This window comes from Stenotrophomonas sp. TWI1409 (assembly GCF_039673015.1).
GTDB lineage: Bacteria > Pseudomonadota > Gammaproteobacteria > Xanthomonadales > Xanthomonadaceae > Stenotrophomonas > Stenotrophomonas maltophilia_A.
In genome coordinates this window covers 1-18,869 of record NZ_JBDJKU010000073.1, presented here as the reverse complement: position 1 = coordinate 18,869, position 18,869 = coordinate 1, and the positions used below count along the sequence as shown (strand labels likewise).

Below are 18,869 nucleotides of genomic sequence, written 5' to 3'. Positions count from 1 at the left end.
CGGTTCCGTCGCCTTGGTTCGCGCGGGCCGCGGCCCGCCTGCCCGGTGGGCCCCCAACCACCAGGGGGGGGCCGGCCCGCGGCCGGCACTACCGCATCACGCCGCGCGTTCGCTGCGCCCGCCGTGGAACTGCTCTTCCTCGGTCGAACCGGTCAATGCGGTGGTCGACGACTGGCCCTGTTGGATCGCCTGGGTCACCGCATCGAAGTAGCCGGTGCCAACCTCACGCTGATGCTTGACCGCAGTGAAGCCGCGCTCTGCCGCCTCGAACTCGGCTTCCTGCAGTTCCACGAACGCGCTCATCTGTCGACGTGCATAGCCGTGGGCCAGATTGAACATGCCGTAGTTCAATGCATGGAAGCCGGCCAGGGTGATGAACTGGAACTTGTAGCCGTAGCTGCCCAGCTCGCGCTGGAACTTGGCGATGGTGGCGTCGTCCAGGTTCTTCTTCCAGTTGAAGCTGGGCGAGCAGTTGTAGGCCAGCAGCTTGCCCGGGAACTTCGCATGGATCGCCTCGGCGAACTTGCGTGCAAACTCCAGGTCCGGCTTGCCGGTCTCGCACCACACCAGGTCGGCGTAGGGCGCATAGGCCAGGCCACGGCTGATCGCCTGGTCCAGGCCGTTGCGGGTCTTGTAGAAGCCTTCCACGGTGCGCTCGCCGGTGGCGAATGGCTTGTCGTTGCCATCGATGTCGCTGGTCAGCAGATCCGCGGCCTCGGCATCGGTACGCGCCACCAGCAGGGTCGGCACGCCCAGCACGTCGGCGGCCAGGCGCGCGGCGTTGAGCTTCTCGATGGCCTCGCGGGTCGGCACCAGCACCTTGCCGCCCATGTGGCCGCACTTCTTCACCGAGGCCAGCTGGTCTTCGAAGTGCACGCCAGCGGCACCGGCCTCGATCATCGCCTTCATCAGTTCGAACGCATTGAGCACGCCGCCGAAACCGGCTTCCGCATCGGCCACGATCGGCTGCAGGAAGTCGATGTCGTCCTTGCCTTCGGCGTGGTGCAGCTGGTCGGCGCGCAGCAGCGTGTTGTTGATGCGCTTGACTACCGCCGGCACCGAATCGGCCGGGTACAGCGACTGGTCCGGGTACATCTGCCCGGCCAGGTTGGCGTCGGCCGCCACCTGCCAGCCAGACAGGTAGATCGCCTTCAGCCCGGCCTTGACCTGCTGCATGGCCTGGTTGCCGGTCAATGCACCCAGCGCGTTGACGAACTCGCGCTCATGCAGCGACACCCACAGCTTCTCCGCACCCAGGCGGGCCAGCGAATGCTCGATGTGGACGGTGCCGCGCAGGCGCACCACGTCAGCGGCGCTGTAGTTGCGCTGGATGCCTTCCCAACGCGGGTTGGTATCCCAGTCGTGCTGGATCTGTTCGGCAGTGGGCAGCTTGCTCATGTCTTTCTCCAGTTCGGTTCGTGCGTGCAGCGGGGAGGGAAACGGCAGGAAACGCGGTCGGCGATCAGTCGATGCGCGCGTAGGCCGGCAGGGTCAGGAAATCGGTGAGCTCTTCGCTGCGGCTCAGTTCGCCGAGCAGGGCGATGGCCTCGCCGATGCGTGCACCACCGGGCAGCGCGGCGGTATCGCCCAGCCGTGCCGGCAGCTGCGAGAGGGTGGAATCCAGCAGCGCCAGGTCGATCGCAGTGCCATCGTCCAGCTGCTGGCCCGGCGTATGCAGCCACTGCCACAGCTGGCTGCGGCTGATCTCGGCGGTGGCCGCGTCCTCCATCAGGTGGTGGATCGGCACGCAGCCGTTGCCATCCAGCCACGCCGCCAGATAGCGCACGCAGACTTCCACGTTGCCCTCAAAGCCGGCACGGGTGATGGTGCCCGGCGGCCGCGCGATCAGTTCGTCGCGGCCGACGCGCACATCCTGGCGCAGCACGCTGTGCTGGTTCGCGGTGGGCATGTGTTCGTCGAAGATCGCCATCGCCACCGGAATCAGCGCCGGGTGCGCCACCCAGGTACCGTCGTGGCCGGCAGTGACCTCGCGCAGCTTGTCAGCACGCACGCGGGCCATCGCCTGCTCGTTGGCAGCGGCATCGTTGTTGATCGGAATCTGCGCAGCCATGCCGCCCATCGCATGCGCACCGCGGCGATGGCAGGTCTGGATCAACAGCTCCGAGTACGCCTTCAGGAACGGCTGGGTCATGGTCACCTGGCCGCGTTCGGGCAGCACGCGGTCGGCATGGCGGCGGAAGGTCTTCAGGTACGAGAAGATGTAGTCCCAGCGCCCGCAGTTCAGGCCGACGATGCGGTCACGCAGCGCGTGCAGGATCTCGTCCATCTCGAACACCGCCGGCAGCGTTTCGATCAGCACGGTCACCTTGATCTGGCCGTGCGGCAGGCCGAGCATGCCTTCGATGTGCGACAGCGCGGTCTCCCACAGCGCCGCCTCTTCCATGCTCTGCAGCTTGGGCAGGTAGAAGTACGGGCCGCGATCCTTGGCCTGCAGGGTGCGGGCGTTGTGGAAGGCGAACACCGCCGCGTCGAACAGGCCACCAGCGATGAACTGGCCATCGATGCGCACGTGCTTCTCGTCCAGGTGCCAGCCGCGCGGGCGCACGATCAGCACCGCCTGTTCGTCGAACGGGCGCAGGGCGTAGTGCTTTCCATTGGGTGCGGTGTATTCGAGATCGCCACGCACCGCGGCGGCCAGCGACTGCTGCCCGGCCAGCAGGTTGCGCCAGGTCGGCGAGGTCGAATCCTCGAAGTCGGCCATGAATACCTTGGCGCCGGAGTTCAGCGCGTTGATGACCATCTTCGGGTCGGTCGGGCCGGTGATCTCGACGCGACGGTCCTGCAGCGCGGTCGGCAGCGGGGCAACACGCCAGTCGCCGCTGCGGATCGCGGTGGTGTCTTCGCGGAAGTCCGGCAGGCCGCCCTGGTCGAAGAACGCCTGACGCTCCCGACGGGCCTGCAGCCGTGCCTGCCGGCCCGGTTCCACCGCGCGGTGCAGCGACACCAGCAGGGCCAGCAGCGGCGCCGGCAGCAGGGTGTCCTGGCCGGCCACGCGGGTCGCCAGGGCGATACCGGGGGTGGCCTTGGCGGCAAGGGTGGGAACAGCGGAAGCGACGGCGGACATGGGGCGACTCCAGCGGTGGGGGAACGCCTCCACGGTGCCGTTGGCGCCAAGTATTTGGCAAAACAGTTTTTGCAATGCTCTACATAATTTGTGCTAATACTTGTGACGCCATGACCACGCGCCCTTCGCCAAGTCCTCGTTTTTCCTACAAATCCGACCGGTTGAAGCCGCTGCGCGCGTTCTGCCAGACGGTGCGTCTGGGCTCGGTCTCACGTGCGGCTGAGGCGCTTTTCGTCAGCCAGCCGGCCATCAGCCTGCAGCTGCAGGCGCTGGAGCGTGAGCTGGGGGTACCCCTGTTCGAGCGCAGCGGGCGCCGCCTGGTGCCCAGCCGCGAGGGCCAGCTGCTCTACGAAATGGCACAGCCGCTGGTGGAGAACCTGGACGGGCTGGAGGCGCGCTTCCGCGACAAGGTGCGCGGCCTGGACGCGGGCGAGCTGAACATCGCCGCCAACAGTTCAACCATCCTGTATTTGCTGCCGAAGATCGTCGAACGCTTCCGCCTGCACCATCCGGACGTGCGCCTGACCCTGCACAACGCGATCAGTGCCGATGGCACCGACCTGCTGCGCGAGGATGCCGCCGACCTGGCGATCGGCTCGATGACTGATGTGCCGGCCGATCTCAGCTACGCACCGGCCTACCGTTTCGAGCAGGTGCTGATCGCCCCGCACGACCATCCGCTGGCCAGCGGTGGCGAGCTGGAACTGGCCGACATCGCGCGTTTTCCGCTGGTGCTGCCACCGAAGCGGCAGATCACCTACCGCCTGGTCGACCAGGTATTCCAGCGCCACCGCATCGCCTACACCGTGGCATTGGAAGTGGGTGGCTGGGAGGTGATCAAGCAGTACGTGGCGATGGGCATGGGCATTTCCATCGTGCCGGCGCTGTGCCTGAACGAGGCCGACCGCGAGCGGCTGGCGGCGCGGTCGATGAAGCGCTGGTTCCCGGAACGCAGTTACGGGGTGATCGTGCGGCGTGGCAAGGCGCTGTCGGCGCAGGCGCGGGCGTTTGTGGAGCTGATCCAGCCGGAGTTGTTCAGTCCGCGCGACTACGACCAGAGCGGGCATTCCGAGCGGTGAGGGTGTGCGGCAGGGCTGCGCCCTGCACCTGCCGAATCAACGTCAACGTCAACGTCAAAAGCGGGCGTTCCGTGGGATGGCGGGGTGGATCCGGTTGCGGGGGACGCTGCAGGTACGTCCATGTAAGCTCGGTCGCCGCATCCATGCGGCTCACGCCCCCGCAACCGGACCCACCCCGCCTTCGACAGTTGGCCGCGATCTGTCGGGGTCGGATCCCGTTGCTGCGCAACGGGCTCTGACCCCATTTCCGGCTGACGATGAATAAACTGGCGCCATGTCCATCGAACTCCGCCATCTGCGTTACTTCCTTGCCGTCGCCGACACGCTGCACTTCGGCCAGGCGGCGGAGCGGCTGGGCATGTCGCAGCCGCCGCTCAGCCAGCAGATCCGCCAGCTGGAAGACCTGATCGGTGCGCGCCTGTTCGTACGCAGCCACCGTCGTGTGCAGCTGACGCCGGCGGGCGAGCTGCTGCAGGAACGTGCACGGGCCATCGTGCAGCAGGTGGAAACGGCGGTGGACGAGGTACAGCGTGCGCAGCGCGGTGAGCAGGGTGAGCTGCGCATCGGATTGACCCGCGCCACGCCGCTGTCACCGCAGATTCCGCGTTCAATCCTGCAGTACCGCCAACGCTATCCGCAGGTGCGGCTGCAGCTGAGCGAGATGAACACCCTACAGCAGATCGATGCACTGCTCGATGGCCGCCTGGACGTGGGCATCATCCGCAAGCGCGCGTTGCCGCCGGAACTGGTGGCGCACAGCCTGTTCGTCGATCCGCTGGCGTTGATCGTGCATGCCGACCATCCTGCCCTGCGCAGACTGTCGAAGCAGGGCACGTTGTCGCTGCGCGACTTCGCGCAGGAACCGTTCGTGGCGTTCCGCCGCAGTGCCGGTGCCGGCATCCACGACCACATGATCGCGCTGTGTGCGGCGGCGGGATTCACCCCGCGCATCGTGCAGGAGGCGGGCGAGGCATCGACGCTGATCAGTCTGGCCGCCGCAGGCCTGGGCGCAGCGATCCTGCCGTCGTCGTGCGACCACATCCGGGTGGAAGGCGCGCGCTTCGTGGCGATGGCCGATACCGGGGCGCATTCGGAAGTGCAGCTGGCATGGCACCGCGAAGGGGTGACACCGCTGATCCGCAATTTTGCTGGGCTGCTGCGCGAGGCGTTCGCGGAGGGGTGAGGGTGCAACCCACCCGGTAGTGGCCAACCTTGGTTGGCCCACGGCCACAGCGCCGACCAAGGTCGGCATCTACCAGAGCAGGATCACGCCGTCAGCGGCTGCTGGGCGCGCTGCTGCAGCGCCCACACAATACCTCCGCCGATCAGGGTCAACACGGCAGCGAACACGCACACGCCCAGCCAGTCCCACGCCGCATAGGCCAGGCCGCCGACAGCACCGAGCACGCTGGAACCCAGATAGTAGGCAAACAGATACAGCGCCGAGGCTTCCGCGCGCATTGCACCTGCGCGGCTGCCGACCCAGCTGCTGGCCACCGAATGGCCGCCGAAGAACCCAAACGTGACCAGCGCGATACCGAGTGCCATCGCGCTCAGCCACGGCATCGCCAGCAGCACGATGCCGGCACCGATCAACGCGAACGAGATCGACAGGATGCGGCCGCGACCGTAGCGCGTGGCCTGCTGGCCCATCCACGCCGAACTGAAGGTACCCACCAGGTACACGCTGAAGATCAGCCCGACCACGGTCTGGCTGAGGTGGTACGGCGGCGCCAGCAGGTGATACCCGAGGTAGTTGTAGAGGGTGACGAACACGCCCATCAGCACGAACGAGGTGGCGAACAGCCACGGCAGGCCCGGGTCGGCGAACAGCGTGCGCCAGCGCGACGGCAATTGGCGCAGGCCATCGCGGCGCGGGTGGAAGTGGCGCGACGGCGGCAGCTGCAGCCACAGCAGCACGGTACTGGCGATGGCGATGATCGAAACCACGCCGATGCCCCAGCGCCAGCCCCAGTGGTCGGCGATGATGCCGGCCAGCAGGCGCCCGCTCATGCCACCGATGGCGTTGCCGCCGATGTACAGGCCCATCGCCAGGCCCAGCGCGCGGCTGTCCATTTCCTCGACCAGGTAGGTCATCGCCACTGCCGGCACGCCGCTCAACGCCAGGCCGAGCAGGGTGCGCAGTACCAGCAGCGTGGTCCAGTCATCCACCAGTGCCGTGCACAGCGACAGCGTGGCCGAGGCCAGCAGCGCGGCGATCATCAAAGGACGGCGGCCGACCGCATCGGAGAGCAGGCCGGCCAGCAGCATCGCCACTGCCAGCGTGCCGGTGGTCAACGACAGCGACATCGCGCTGCCGGCGGCGGACACGCCGAAATGACGGCTGAACTCCGGCAGCAGCGGCTGCACCGTGTAGAGCAGGCCGAAGGTGGAGAAACCGGCCAGGAACAACGCGAGCGCGGTGCGGCGGAAGGCCGGTGTGCCCTGCTGGATGCGGGTCTCGGCGATGGGATCGACAGTGGGGGGGCGGCGTTCGACGGCCGCCGCAGTTTCGCCAGTCATGGAATCGAAGGGCCGGTGGGGACGGCCGGGCGTGGGAGGGAACGGGCCTCAGACTAGGCCCGTCCATCCAGTCGATCCATAACCTGATAAGTCAGGATTGATACTCAAGAAGTATCAATTCAGCTTACAGGCGCTGCCACTCGAAACCGTCGCCGCGGCGGTAGTACACCGCCACCGCACGGCCGTAGACCTTGTCGGCATCTACGAAGCCGAAGAAGCGGCCATCGAAGCTGTTGCCACGGTGGTCACCCAACACCAGCACCTTGCCGGCCGGTACCACCAGGTCGGCGATGTCCGGGCCGCCCCCCATGTCCAGATCGAGGCTGGCACGGCGTTCACCGAAGGCTTCCACATCCTGCAGGTCGGCGGTCTGCAGCGGCTGGCCGTTGATGCTCAGATGGCCTTCGCGCAGCTGCACATGATCACCGGCCACTGCAGCCACGCGCTTGATCAGGCGGGTGCCGTCGGCCGGCGAGTCGAATACCGCCACTTCGCCGCGCTGCGGGGTGCCGGTCGCCATCAGTTCCTTGCCGGTAAACGGCAGGCGCAGGCCATAGGCGCGCATGTCCACCACCACCCGGTCGCCGGGCTGCAGGGTCGGCTGCATCGAGCCGCTGGGCACCACGTAGTGGTTGGCGAGGGTATCGCGGGCGGCGGCGAGCAGGCCAAGCATCACCAGCAACGGCAGCGCCTCCTTCTTCAGCCAGACCAGCGCGCGTTCGGAAAACGGGGGGCGGGCAACAGCATCCATGACAGGCTCCGAGCAAGTGGTAGCGCTATCAGACCACATCCGGGCGCAGGAGGTTCCCGGTAGCGCCGGACACGGGTTACGCAGGTTTTACGCCCCGGCCCGGGCGCGGGCATCGCACCTTTACGGCCACCGCGCGCATCGTGTGCCCACCGCGCCACAGGGCGCATTCCGCAAGGTGTTGTATGACCCTCCTGGTGATCCGCCACGCATCTTCGTCGGCGCCGCGTCCGCAGCTGCCGGCGCAGCTGGCCGGCCATCGCGTGCTGTGCAGCGACTGCGCCAGCCTGTCTGAAGTGCGCCAGTGCCTGTGCCAGCCGCAGGCGCGCTCGGCCGACTGGGTGCTGCTGGATGTCGGCGTGGCCGACGAGGCGCAATGGCAGGCCGAGGGCGGCGCGCTGCAGGCGGCGCTGGAACGGTTGCCGGCGCAGTACATCGAACTGCAGTCACCCAGCGAACCCGGCCTGGATGCGCGCCTGCGCCTGCAGCATGGTCCTGCTGCGGTGGTGGTGGACCAGCGCAGCCAGCAGGCGGGGTATCCATTGTCGCTGGCCATTGTCGGCCGCCGTCTGGCACAGGAGGGCTGAGCCATGTCGATCTTCATCATCCGTGGCCCGGAAGCGGCCGGTGCGCTGATCCGCACGGCAATGCCGTTGCCGGCACCGGTACTCAAGTCACTGGTGCATCGTGCGATCGACGCCGGCACCAGCGTGGCGATCCGTGCCTGTGGTTCGGAACAGGAACTGCTGGACGCGCTGCGCGTGGCCGACCACAGTCGCGGCGAGGTGACCCTGCTGGATCCGGGTGCGTGTGCCAACAGCCTGCGCCTGCAGCGCCTGCTGCCCTACCTGCACAACGCCTATGTGGAAGTGCATGACGACGGTGCAGTGGCCGAGCCGTGCCTGCCGGCCGGTGTCGGCCAGCGCCTGGGCATCGCCGCTGGTTACGGCGCGCAGAGCTATGTGCTGGCGCTGGATATCGCGCTGGATCACCTGGGCCTGGCCGAGCAGGCGAACCGGGTGCACGTGGGGACGTAACGTTGTTTGTAGAGTCGAGCCATGCTCGACTGGTTTTTCATCGAAAGGCAGCCGAGCATGGCTCGGCTCTACAAGGGCGGGAATCGCAGCCGAGCGTAGGCTCGGCTCTACAGAAGAATGTCGAGCAAGCTCGACGCTACAGAAAGAAAAACGGCGGGGTTGCCCCCGCCGTTTTCGCTTTCTTATTTCAGCCCGCGGAACTTCAGCAGCGGTTCCACCGACGGGTCCTTGCCGCGGAAATCGCGGTACAGGGTCGACAGCTCCACGCTGTTGCCGCGCGAGAGGATCTTGTCGCGGAACTCCTGGCCGTTGGCCGCGGTCAGGCCACCGTGTTCGGTGAACCACTGGTAGGCGTCATGGTCCAGCACTTCGGCCCAGAAGTAGGCGTAGTAACCGGCCGAGTAACCGCCACCCCAGATGTGATCGAAGTAGGTGGTGCGGTAACGCGGCGGCACCTGCGGCAGGTCGACCTTGAACTTCTTCAGCGCGCTGGCTTCAAAGGCGCCGACATCCTGCAGCGGCGCATCGGCCTTCTGCGTATGCCAGGCCAGGTCGAGCAGCGCGGCCGACAGGTACTCGGTGGTCGCGTAGCCCTGGTTGAAGCTGCGTGCCTTGAGGATCTTGTCGACCAGTTCCTGCGGCATCGCCTCGCCGGTCTTGTAGTGCTTGGCGTAGTTGGCGAACACCTTCGGATCCAGCGCCCAGTGCTCGTTGAACTGCGACGGGAACTCGACGAAATCACGCGAGGTGGCGGTACCGGCGATCGACGGGTACTTCACGTTCGAGAACATGCCGTGCAGCGCATGGCCGAACTCATGGAACATCGTGGTCACGTCGTCGAAGCTGATCAGCGCAGGCTGGCCGGCGGCCGGCTTGGTGAAGTTGCAGACGTTGTAGACCACCGGCTTGGCACCGGTCAGGCCGTCCTGCTCGACGAACACGTCCATCCAGGCGCCGCCGGACTTGCTGTCACGCTTGAAGTAGTCGGTGTAGAACAGGGCCAGCGAGGTGCCGTCCTTGTCGAACACTTCGTACACCTTCATGTCCGGGTTGTAGGTCGGAATGTCGGTACGCGGCTTGAAGGTGATGCCGTACAGCTGGGTGGCGGCGTAGAAGACGCCGTTCTGCAGCACGTTGTCCAGTTCGAAGTACGGCTTGATCTGCGACTCGTCCAGATCGTACTTGGCCTTGCGCACCTGCTCGGCGTAGAAGTCCCAGTCCGAGGCAGCGACCTGGAAACCACCCTTCTGCGCGTCGATCACCTTCTGGATCTCGCCGGCCTCGGCGCGCGCCTTGGCGGTGGCGGCCGGCACGGTGTCGGTCAGCAGCTTGAGCGCGGCGGCCGGGGTCTTGGCCATCTGGTCGCCCAGCTGGTAGTCGGCGAAGGTGTCAAAGCCGAGCAGCTTGGCCTTCTGCGCACGCAGCTGGGCCAGGCGCTGCACGGTCTGCCGGGTGTCGTTGGCATCGCCACGCTCGGCGCGGGTTTCCGAAGCCTTCAGCACGGCGGCACGCTGGTCGCGGTCGCTCAGCGAGCCGAGCACCGGCTGCTGGGTGGTGTTCTGCAGCGGCAGCAGGAACTTGCCATCCAGCTTGCGGTCCTTGGCGGCGTTGGCAGCGTTGTTGATCGCATTCTCGTCCAGGCCGGCCAGCTTGGCCTTGTCGTCGACCACGACGGCCGCTGCGGCGGTGGCGGCCACCAGACGGGTGTGGAACTGGGTGGAAAGGGTGGTTTCTTCCACGTTGAGCTTGCGCAGGCTCGCCTTGTCGGCGTCGGACAGCTGCGCACCGGCGCGCACCAGACCGTCGTAGTAGTGCTCGACCAGGCGCTTCTGCACCGGGTCCAGCTCCAGCGTGTCACGCTGGTCGTACAGCGACTTCACGCGCGCGAACAGCTTCGGATCGAGGTTGATCTCGTCCTGGTGCGCGGCCAGCTTCGGCGCCACGTCTTCCTGGATCTTCTGGCGCGCATCGTTGGTATCGGCCTGGACCAGGCCGAAGAAGATGCGCGACACGCGATTCAGCGTCTCGCCGCTGCGCTCCATCGCCACGATGGTGTTGTCGAAGGTGGCCGGCTCGCTGCTGTCAGCGATCTTGCGCACGTCGGCCAGGTGCTGGCGCATGCCTTCTTCGAACGCCGGCAGGTAGTCGCTGTCCTTGATCTTGTCGAACTGCGGCGCCTGGAACGGCAGCGTGCTGGCGCTCAGCAGCGGATTGGTGGAGGCTTCGGCCGGCTGCTGGGCCGGGGCTTTCTGGGCATCGGACACGGGGGTGGACTCCTTGCCGGAACAGGCCGCCAGCGCCAGGCTGATGGCGGCGGCCAGGACTACGGTACGCGACATGTAAAACACTCCTTGGGCAGACGGTACGGGATACCAGCCGTCCACCCTACTCCTGTCGCGCTCGCCCGGCATGTGCCGGACGTGGCGTCTATGCGGCGGCCTGCGGCCGGCTCAGACCGTACCGCGGGTCTTGCCGATCCAGGGCCGGTAGAACTCGCGGATGGCGGCCATGTCGGCGGCGTCATCGCCGGTCGGCGTGAACAGCGGACCGATGCCGATAGTCTTCTCCGGGTAGTGGAAATACGCGGCCAGGATCGGCACGTCGGCCATCCGCGCGATCTTCAGGAAGCCGGCCTTCCAGTCCTTCACGGCCTTGCGGGTGCCCTCGGGCGTGATGGCAAACCACATCTTCTCGTTGTTGCGCAGCAGGTCCACGGCCTGGCCGACGGTGCCCTGCGGCGAGCTGCGGTCCAGCGGGATCACACCCAGCTTGTGCAGCAGCGGGCCGAGCGGCCACCAGAACAGCGATGCCTTGCCCAGCACCTTCACCTTCATGCCCAGCGCGATCTTCGCGGCCATGCCCCACAGGCCGTCCCAGTTGGACGAATGCGGGGCGATGATGAAGACCAGCCTGGGGATGTCAGGCAGGGTACCGGTCACCTTCCAGCCGCCCATGCGCAGGGTGCAGCGCGCCAGCCAGCGCAGGAAGGCGTTGGGTTTGACCTGCGGCATCTGCGGCGGCACGGCCGGCAGCAACGAAGTCGGGTTGTTCAAGCAATCACTCCCAGTCACGTGATGAGCGCCCGCGCTTGATCTGCGCGCGCCCGCGTTTGGCGTCCAGACGACGCAGTTTCGACCCGAGGGTCGGCTTGGTGGTCTTGCGCGGCTTGGGCACGCTCAGCCCGGCCTGGATGAAGGCCGCCAGCCGATCGCGCGCATCCTCGCGATTGCGATCCTGGGTCCGGAAACGTTGCGCGTCGATGACCAGCACGCCTTCGCCGGTCATGCGCCGGTCACGCCGCGCCAGCAGGCGCGCGCGCAACGGTTCGGGCAACGAGGGCGAGTTGGCCACATCGAAACGCAGTTCCACCGCGGTGGAGACCTTGTTGACGTTCTGGCCACCGGCGCCACTGGCACGCACGAACCGCTCGACGATCTCGCCGTCGGGGATTTCAAGCTGCGCGCTGATGGTGACCGGTCCACTGCCCATCCGCGCATTGTAGCGGCAGCCACGCACCGGAGTGCGGCATCGCGCCCCGTATGCCGCCGATCAGGTACCGAACACGCCGCCTTCGCCTTGGCTGCGGGTATGCTGGCCGTCCCATGTACTGCAGGAAGCCCCGCATGACCCGCACCGTACCCGCCCTGCCGTCCCTGCTGCGCCGCGCTGCCCTGCTGCTGGCGCTGGCCGTGGCGAGCGTTCCGGCCCTGGCCGCGCCGCCGACCGATGGCGACATCAACCGCCTGCTGTCGGCCTCGCGCGCGCAGAGCATGATCGACACCATGCTGCCGCAGATCGAGGCGATGCAGCAGCAGCAGTTCCAGCAGGTGGCCGCGCAGCGCCAGCTCAATGCCCAGCAGCAGGAACAGCTGAAGCGGATCCAGGCGCGGACCAGCCAGACCCTGCGCCAGGCCCTGTCCTGGCAGCAGCTGCGGCCGATGTACGTGGACCTGTACAAAAAGACCTTCAGCAAGGAAGACGTGTTGGCGATGGCCGAGTTCTACGAGAGCGCGGCCGGCCAGAGCCTGCTGGACAAGACCCCGGCGCTGATGCAGAACGTGATGGTCGCGATCCAGGCGCGCATGCAGCCGCTGTTTGCGGACCTGCAGAAGGATCTGGAAGCGATCGTCAACGAGCCGGAAAAGAAATGAGGTAGTGCCGGCCGCTGGCCGGCTCCCCATTACATATGGAATCGCGCAGATGCCGGCCAGCGGCCGGCACTACCGTCAATCGGTATCCACCTGCCAGCCGAACAGGTCCAGCGCCTTCTGGAACCCGCCGTCCAACGGCGCACGCACGTCCACCGTGCCACCGTCCGGATGCGGGAAGCGCAGGCGCTCGGCGTGCAGCAGCATGCGGTGCACGCCCTGCATGCGGAAGATGCGGTTGTGGCGGCCATCGCCGTGGCTGGTGTCGCCGATCATGTGATGCGAGAGGTGCTTGAGGTGCCGGCGGATCTGCCGGAAGCGTCCGGTCTGCGGCTGGCAGCGCAGCAGTGCGTAGCGCGAGCTGGTGAATTCACCGACCGGCACCGACAGCTCGCCGGTGGCCAGGCGCTGGAAGTCGGTGATCGCCGGCTTTTTCACCGGCTTGCCCGGGCCGCCGTCCAGATCATGATCGACCTGCCAGGCGAGCTCGGCCGGCCAGCCCCGGCAGACCGTCAGGTAGTCCTTCAGCACTTCGCCGCCCATCAGGGCCTTGCCCAGCGCACTGGCGGTATCGCGGTCGAAGGCCAGCAGCAGGCAGCCACTGGTGGCCCGGTCCAGGCGATGCACGAGGAAGATCGGGCGGCCCAGCTGCTCGCGCAGGCGGTCGGCCAGGAAGTCGTCTTCGCCACGGGCCAGCTTGCTGTCGTGGACCATCAGCCCGGCAGGCTTGTTGACCACGGCCAGGCGCTCATCCAGGTGCAGCAGCTGCAGGGGCGCGGTGTCGGTCTCGACCGCGGCGAGGGTATCGGGTTCGGTGCTCACGGCAGGATTATCGGGGCTGGGCACTGAATGGGGTAGAGCCGGCCGCTGGCCGGCTGTCTCCGGGCAGTCGGATGGCTGCGGTTGCCGACCAGCGGCCGGCAACAGCGTGCCAACCAAGGTTGGCACCTACCTGTAGAGCGGTCAGGCGCTGCGCACGGCCAGCAGCTCGCCATTGCCCACCGGCACCAGGCTGGTGCTGAAGTCCGGATCAGCGTCCAGCAGCGCACGCAGCGGTTGCATCTCTTCCGCATGCGAGGTGGCGTTGTCCACCACCAGCAGGCCACCCGGGCGCAGCACGCGACGCAGCTGCGGCCACCAGCCGGCGTACTGCCCGCGGTCCGAATCGAGGAACAGCAGGTCGATGCAGGCATCGGCGGCCTGCGCCAGCCAGAGCCCGGCATCGTCGTGGACCAGCGTGATGCGATCGGCCAGACCACTGCGCGCGAAGGTATCACGCGCCATCGCCACCTTGTTCTCGGCGTATTCCAGCGTGGTCACGTGGCCGTCGATGGCGGCGGTTGCCTCGGCCAGCCACAGCGTGGAATAGCCGTTGGACGTACCGATTTCCAGCACCCGGCGAGCGTTGCCGAAGCGCACCAGCACCGACAGGAATTCACCGGTGTCGGGCGTGATGTTGAGCATGCGTCGGCCGCGCTCGCTTTCGCGTGCGTCGTTGTCGGCGCCGAAGCGGATCAGTTCGTCCTTGAGTGCCTGCAGCATGGGGCCTACTTCCACCACGCGCGCAGCAGCGCCACTGCGCCGACCGCACCGGACAGCCAGCTCCACGCCGGCACGTCGCCCCAGTACCAGCCCGGCGGCTGCAGCACATACATCAGTGCAGCGATGGCCAGCAGGCCGACACCGGTGATCGCGCCGACCGCATGCTTCTGCAGGCGCTGCACGCTGGCATCCAGTGCGGCCAGGTCGCGCGAACGCATCGACAGTTCGTGGCGGCCTTCCACCTGCTGGGTCAGCCAGGCGTGCACCAGGCGCGGCATGTCCGGCGCATGGGTCATGATTTCCGGCAGGCGCTTGCCGATCTCGCGTACCACCCGGCGCGGGCTGTAACGCTCGCGCAGGATCTTCGCCAGCACCGGCTTGGCCACCGCCCAGATGTCGATCTGCGGGTCGAGCTGGCGGCCGACGCCTTCGATGTTCAGCAGGGTCTTCTGCAGCAGGATCAGCTGCGGCTGCAGGGTCAACTGGTAACGCTGGGCCACGCGGAACAGCTTCATCAGCACTTCGGCCAGCGAGATCTGCGACAGCGGCCGGGTGAAGTACGGCTCGCACACCGAACGCACGGCGGCCTCGAGGTCATCGATGCGCACGTTGTCCGGCATCCAGCGCGCCTGCACGTGCAGTTCGGCGATGCGGCGGTAATCGCGGTTGAAGATGGCCATGAAGTTCTCGGCCAGGTAGTACTGATCTTCCTGCGAGAGCTGGCCCATGATGCCGAAGTCCAGCGCGATGAAACGCGGGTTGGCGCGGCGCGCCGGATCGGTGTCGACCCAGATGTTGCCGGCGTGCGCATCGGCGTGGAAGAAGTTGTCGCGGAACACCTGGGTGTAGAACACCCGCACGCCCTTGGCGGCCAGCGCCTTGCGGTCGATGCCGGCCTTGTCCAGTGCGACGATGTCATCGGACGGGATGCCCCACACGCGTTCCAGGGTCAGTGCCCGCTCGGCGGTGTGGCTCCAGATCACTTCCGGCACGTACAGATCGGCGCTGTTTTCCCAGAAGCGGCGCAGCACGCTGGCATTGGCGCCTTCGCGCTGCAGGTCCAGCTCGGCAGCCAGGGTGTTCTCGACTTCGGCCACCACTTCGCGCGGGCGGATCTTGTCGGCGCGCGGGTGGGTGCGCTCGACCAGGGCAGCCAGCGAATTGAGCAACGCGATATCGGCGTCGATCTGCTTCTCGATGCCCGGGCGCAGCACCTTGACCACCACCTGGCGGCCATCGGCCAGCGTGGCTGCGTGCACCTGCGCGATCGAGGCCGAGGCCAGCGGTTCGGTATCGAAGCTGGCGAAGGCCTCGCTGACCGGCAGGCCCAGCGCTTCCTCGACGATGCGACGCGCGGTCTCACCATCGAACGGCTTGACCCGGTCCTGCAGCAGGGTCAGTTCATTGGCCACATCCGGCGGCACCAGGTCGCGGCGGGTGGACAGGATCTGGCCGAACTTGACGAAGATCGGGCCCAGATCCTGCAGCGCCAGACGCAGGCGTGCACCGCGCGACTGAGCGGCGATGTCGGCCGAGGCGCGCGGCACGAACGGCTTGGCCAGGCGCAGCCAGCGCTCGGCGGGAGTGCCCTGCAACAGGTCGTCGAGGCGGTAACGCAGGATCACCCGGCCGATGCGGCTGGCACGCAGCACGGCCTTCATGCGGCACCCCGCAGACGCTGCACACGTGCACCGAGGCGTTCGACGTCGTCGCGCAGCACGTCCACATCGTCGTGGAAGGCATCCAGCTCGGCGCGCGGCACCACGTCACGCGATTCCTCGGTGATGAACTCGGCGGCGCTGTGGGCCAGGTCGATCGCGCCCTGGCGCGCGTGCTGAAGGGCACCGCGCAGGGTGTTGGCCACCTGCACGCCCAGCACCTCGCCGAACACGCTGACGAAGGGCTGCTGCCAGTCCGGGTCGAAGCCCTTGGCCAGCTGCTGCAGGCGACGCGCCAGTTCGGCATCACCGGCCACGCGCACGCGACCCTTGCCGTTGTTGTCGCCGCGCCGTGCGTTGGCCAGCAGCGGCAGCTGCGCCAGCACGCCGGCCAGGCTGCTGCGCACGGCCAGGTCGGCTTCCTGCGCGTCCACCGGGCCGACCCGCAGTGCATCACCGTCGACGCTGATGCGCATGGCCAGCGACGGCGCTTCCAGGGTCAGGTCGATGTGCCGGCCGTCGAGGCTGGCCAGTGCATGGCGGGTATCCGGATCCAGCGCCAGCGCGCGGTTCAGGGCGATCTGCAGGGCGCGGCCAGCGACCGGCTTGAGGGACTTGAGCAGGGAGAGAGCCATGTGCGCATTCTACCTGCGTGGGTGGGGGGCTTGGGCCGGGCTGCCGCCCGGCACCCGCAGAGGCGACTGCCAGAGCAACATCAAAGGCTGGCTTCCTGTGGAGAGGCGGGGTGGGTTCGGTTGCGGGGGCCGCTGCAAGTACATCCCTGTAAGCTCGGTCGCCGCTTGCTCGTGTGCGCTGTCCTGCGCACACGGCAAGACCGGGGTTGGGCGTCCTGCCCAACCCGCCCGAGGCATGCCTCGGGCCCATGCGGCTCACGCCCCCGCAACCGGACCCACCCCACCTTCGACAGGTTCCTGCGATCTGTCAGGCTATCCGGGGTCGGATCCCGTTGCTGCGCAACGGGCTCTGACCCCAATGCTGATGGCATCTCGCGTTGGTGGATGCCGACCTTGGTCGGCGCTGGATTTCCGGGGGTGCCAACCAGGGTTGGCCGCTACTCGAGCCGACCGTCAGGCGGTTCATCTATGCCTCACCTGTGCGGCAATGGAAGGTTCATGCTGTACGGCCACGCAACGCACAGGACATCGCAACACCATGGCACGGACCCGGGTCGGCATCATCTTCGGGGGCAAGTCCTCCGAGCACGAAGTTTCGCTGCAGTCGGCGAAGAACATCCTCGATGCGCTTGATCGCGAGCGCTTCGAGCCGGTGCTGGTCGGTATCGACAAGCAGGGCCAATGGCATCTGAGCCAGCCGGATACCTTCCTGATCAATGCCGATGATCCGTCGCGCATCGCGCTGCATCGGTCCGGCACGTCGCTGGCGGTACGCCCGGGTGCTGAGCAGGCACAGCTGCAGCCGTCCGATGCGGCCAGCGCGCTGGGCCAGATCGATGTGGTGCTGCCGATCGTGCACGGGCCGCTGGGCGAGGACGGTGCGCTGCAGGGGCTGCTGCGCATGGCGAACCTGCCCTTCGTCGGTTCGCCGGTGCTGGGCTCGGCGGTGGCGATGGACAAGGACGTGACCAAGCGCCTGTTGCGCGACGCTGGCCTGCAGGTGGCGCCGTGGCTGTGCATCCGACGTCACCAGGCCGCTGACGTTGATGTCGATGCGGTGATCGCGCAGCTCGGCCTGCCGTTGTTCGTGAAGCCGGCCAACCAGGGTTCGTCCGTGGGTGTGAGCAAGGTCAAGGATGCGGCGGGCTTCGCCGAGGCACTTGCATTGGCGCTGCGCTATGACCACAAGGTGCTGGTCGAATCGGCGGTGGTCGGCCGTGAGATCGAGTGCGCGGTGCTGGGCAACGAACAGCCGCAGGCCAGCCTGTGCGGCGAGGTGGTGGTGCACGACGAGTTCTACGCCTACGACACCAAGTACATCAACGAGGATGGCGCCGAGGTGGTGGTGCCAGCGGATATCGATGCCGCAACCCAGGCGCGTATCCAGCAGATCGCGCTGCAGGCCTACCAGGCGCTGGAGTGTGCGGGCATGGCGCGTGTGGATGTGTTCCTCACCGCAGGCGGCGACATCGTCATCAACGAGGTCAACACCCTGCCGGGCTTCACCCGCATCAGCATGTACCCGAAGCTGTGGGGCGCCAGCGGTGTGGACTACACCACGCTGATCACGCGCCTGATCGAACTGGCGCTGGAGCGCCATGAAGCCGATCGCGGATTGCACAGCGCCGTGTAGAGGCGCTCTCTGTAGAGTCGAGCCATGCTCGACTGCTTTTCATGAGTCGAGATCCTATGTTCGTGGTCAAGCCTGCTGGAAGCAGGCTTGACCCACCTTCAGCATGGCCGGATCGAAGTCCCGGCCGCTTTTGAAGACACCCCAGGCGATCCTGGCCAGCTTTCTGGCCAGGATGTTGAAGACGGCGGTGCTGGGGTGACCGCGTTTTGACAGCTCGTCGTAGAGCGGTTGCCCCCGGCGACACCGCTTGAGCCCCATTGCGGCCATGTAGAGCATCTGGCGCAGCACTGGCGCGCCCTGTTTGGACAGCCGACGCCGTCCCGTTCTGCCGCCAGACTCGTTGGGCCGGGGATCCAGGCCGGTGCAGGCGATCCACGCGTTGGCGTTGGCCAACGGCCAGCGCGTCATGTAGTAAATCAGGTGAGCGGCGACGGCGGGGCCGATACCAGGGATGGTCAACAGGCGCTTGTAGAGCGTGCCATGCTCTCCATCGCGACCCAAGCGCTGCAGTTCGCTTTCCAGCTCGGACAGCGTCCCAGCCAGAGCGCAGAACAGATCTGACAGCTCCCCGGGGGCACTTTTGCTTACCCCGAAGGATTGCTCCAGGCGCGCGCGTGTCTTTACCAGCGTCTGCCGCTTGCGCAGCAAATCGTGCATCTGCTGCTGCTCGTCGGTACGCGGTACGTATTCACGCAGGCGATCGTTCTCCTTCTTCACGTACCGGGCGATCGCTTCGGCGTCCATGGCGTCCGTCTTGCCACGCGAGCCCGTCGCCCGGCCG

18 protein-coding genes are annotated in these 18,869 nt (G+C 67.0%); 6 read left to right on the top strand and 12 right to left on the bottom strand.

Features of this window, described 5'->3' with window-relative positions; genetic code table 11:
• Positions 1-96: 96 nt before the first annotated feature.
• Positions 97-1,398, bottom strand: coding sequence for an isocitrate lyase (aceA, locus tag ABE423_RS17975; RefSeq protein WP_346487012.1), 1,302 nt, complete (start codon positions 1,396-1,398; stop codon positions 97-99).
• Positions 1,399-1,462: 64 nt separating this feature from the next.
• Positions 1,463-3,085 (bottom strand): malate synthase A, encoded by a 1,623-nt coding sequence (gene aceB, locus ABE423_RS17970; RefSeq protein ID WP_346487010.1) that lies wholly within the window; start codon positions 3,083-3,085, stop codon positions 1,463-1,465.
• Positions 3,086-3,195: 110 nt separating this feature from the next.
• Here aceB and ABE423_RS17965 point away from each other — a divergent pair, with 110 nt between their 5' ends.
• Positions 3,196-4,164 carry a LysR family transcriptional regulator gene (locus ABE423_RS17965; RefSeq protein WP_346487008.1) on the top strand — a complete coding sequence of 323 codons (969 nt, stop codon included), beginning with the start codon at positions 3,196-3,198 and terminating at the stop codon, positions 4,162-4,164.
• Positions 4,165-4,438: 274 nt separating this feature from the next.
• Positions 4,439-5,347 (top strand): LysR substrate-binding domain-containing protein, encoded by a 909-nt coding sequence (locus tag ABE423_RS17960; protein ID WP_346487006.1) that lies wholly within the window; start codon positions 4,439-4,441, stop codon positions 5,345-5,347.
• 83 nt (positions 5,348-5,430) lie between these two features.
• Here the strand turns inward: ABE423_RS17960 and ABE423_RS17955 are convergent, their stop codons facing one another.
• Together ABE423_RS17955 and lepB are read right to left on the bottom strand one after the other, a co-directional pair.
• Positions 5,431-6,687 carry an MFS transporter gene (locus ABE423_RS17955; RefSeq protein WP_346487004.1) on the bottom strand — a complete coding sequence of 419 codons (1,257 nt, stop codon included), beginning with the start codon at positions 6,685-6,687 and terminating at the stop codon, positions 5,431-5,433.
• A 124-nt stretch (positions 6,688-6,811) separates the two neighbouring features.
• Positions 6,812-7,438 (bottom strand): signal peptidase I, encoded by a 627-nt coding sequence (lepB, locus tag ABE423_RS17950; protein ID WP_180837900.1) that lies wholly within the window; start codon positions 7,436-7,438, stop codon positions 6,812-6,814.
• A gap of 182 nt (positions 7,439-7,620) precedes the next feature.
• On the opposite strand from lepB, the gene ABE423_RS17945 reads away from it, so the two are divergent.
• Together ABE423_RS17945 and ABE423_RS17940 are read left to right on the top strand one after the other, a co-directional pair.
• A complete protein-coding gene (locus tag ABE423_RS17945; protein ID WP_021203742.1) occupies positions 7,621-8,022 on the top strand; it encodes a hypothetical protein in 402 nt (133 codons plus the stop codon).
• Between the two features lie 3 nt (positions 8,023-8,025).
• The gene (locus ABE423_RS17940; protein ID WP_004153636.1) at positions 8,026-8,472 is read left to right on the top strand and encodes a 3-dehydroquinate dehydratase; all 447 of its coding nucleotides are present in this window, start codon (positions 8,026-8,028) and stop codon (positions 8,470-8,472) included.
• Positions 8,473-8,654: 182 nt separating this feature from the next.
• On the opposite strand, the gene dcp is transcribed toward ABE423_RS17940, so the two are convergent.
• From dcp to arfB, 3 genes are all read right to left on the bottom strand, one after another.
• Positions 8,655-10,811 (bottom strand): peptidyl-dipeptidase Dcp, encoded by a 2,157-nt coding sequence (dcp, locus tag ABE423_RS17935; protein ID WP_107431618.1) that lies wholly within the window; start codon positions 10,809-10,811, stop codon positions 8,655-8,657.
• Between the two features lie 111 nt (positions 10,812-10,922).
• Positions 10,923-11,525 carry a lysophospholipid acyltransferase family protein gene (locus ABE423_RS17930; RefSeq protein ID WP_032130468.1) on the bottom strand — a complete coding sequence of 201 codons (603 nt, stop codon included), beginning with the start codon at positions 11,523-11,525 and terminating at the stop codon, positions 10,923-10,925.
• Positions 11,526-11,529: 4 nt separating this feature from the next.
• The gene (arfB, locus tag ABE423_RS17925) at positions 11,530-11,961 is read right to left on the bottom strand and encodes an alternative ribosome rescue aminoacyl-tRNA hydrolase ArfB (protein ID WP_253145734.1); all 432 of its coding nucleotides are present in this window, start codon (positions 11,959-11,961) and stop codon (positions 11,530-11,532) included.
• A gap of 134 nt (positions 11,962-12,095) precedes the next feature.
• Here arfB and ABE423_RS17920 point away from each other — a divergent pair, with 134 nt between their 5' ends.
• Positions 12,096-12,623, top strand: coding sequence for a DUF2059 domain-containing protein (locus ABE423_RS17920; RefSeq protein WP_125895907.1), 528 nt, complete (start codon positions 12,096-12,098; stop codon positions 12,621-12,623).
• Between the two features lie 75 nt (positions 12,624-12,698).
• Here the strand turns inward: ABE423_RS17920 and ABE423_RS17915 are convergent, their stop codons facing one another.
• The 4 genes from ABE423_RS17915 to ABE423_RS17900 all read right to left on the bottom strand — a co-directional run bounded on the left by ABE423_RS17915 (position 12,699) and on the right by ABE423_RS17900 (position 16,455).
• Positions 12,699-13,442, bottom strand: coding sequence for a pseudouridine synthase (locus tag ABE423_RS17915; protein WP_049421002.1), 744 nt, complete (start codon positions 13,440-13,442; stop codon positions 12,699-12,701).
• A gap of 141 nt (positions 13,443-13,583) precedes the next feature.
• A complete protein-coding gene (locus ABE423_RS17910) occupies positions 13,584-14,162 on the bottom strand; it encodes an O-methyltransferase (RefSeq protein ID WP_180837898.1) in 579 nt (192 codons plus the stop codon).
• A gap of 5 nt (positions 14,163-14,167) precedes the next feature.
• Positions 14,168-15,823, bottom strand: coding sequence for a ubiquinone biosynthesis regulatory protein kinase UbiB (gene ubiB, locus ABE423_RS17905; RefSeq protein ID WP_180837897.1), 1,656 nt, complete (start codon positions 15,821-15,823; stop codon positions 14,168-14,170).
• Entirely contained in the window at positions 15,820-16,455 is a 636-nt protein-coding gene (locus tag ABE423_RS17900) for an SCP2 sterol-binding domain-containing protein (RefSeq protein ID WP_132808782.1), read from the bottom strand. Before ABE423_RS17900 ends, ubiB begins: the two co-directional genes overlap by 4 nt.
• A 538-nt stretch (positions 16,456-16,993) precedes the next feature.
• Between ABE423_RS17900 and ddlA the strand changes: the two genes are divergently transcribed.
• Positions 16,994-18,088, top strand: coding sequence for a D-alanine--D-alanine ligase (gene ddlA, locus ABE423_RS17895; protein ID WP_180837896.1), 1,095 nt, complete (start codon positions 16,994-16,996; stop codon positions 18,086-18,088).
• Positions 18,089-18,154: 66 nt separating this feature from the next.
• Here ddlA and ABE423_RS17890 read toward each other — a convergent pair.
• On the bottom strand, positions 18,155-18,869 hold a 715-nt coding region (locus tag ABE423_RS17890; RefSeq protein WP_346486998.1), incomplete at its 5' end, for a transposase.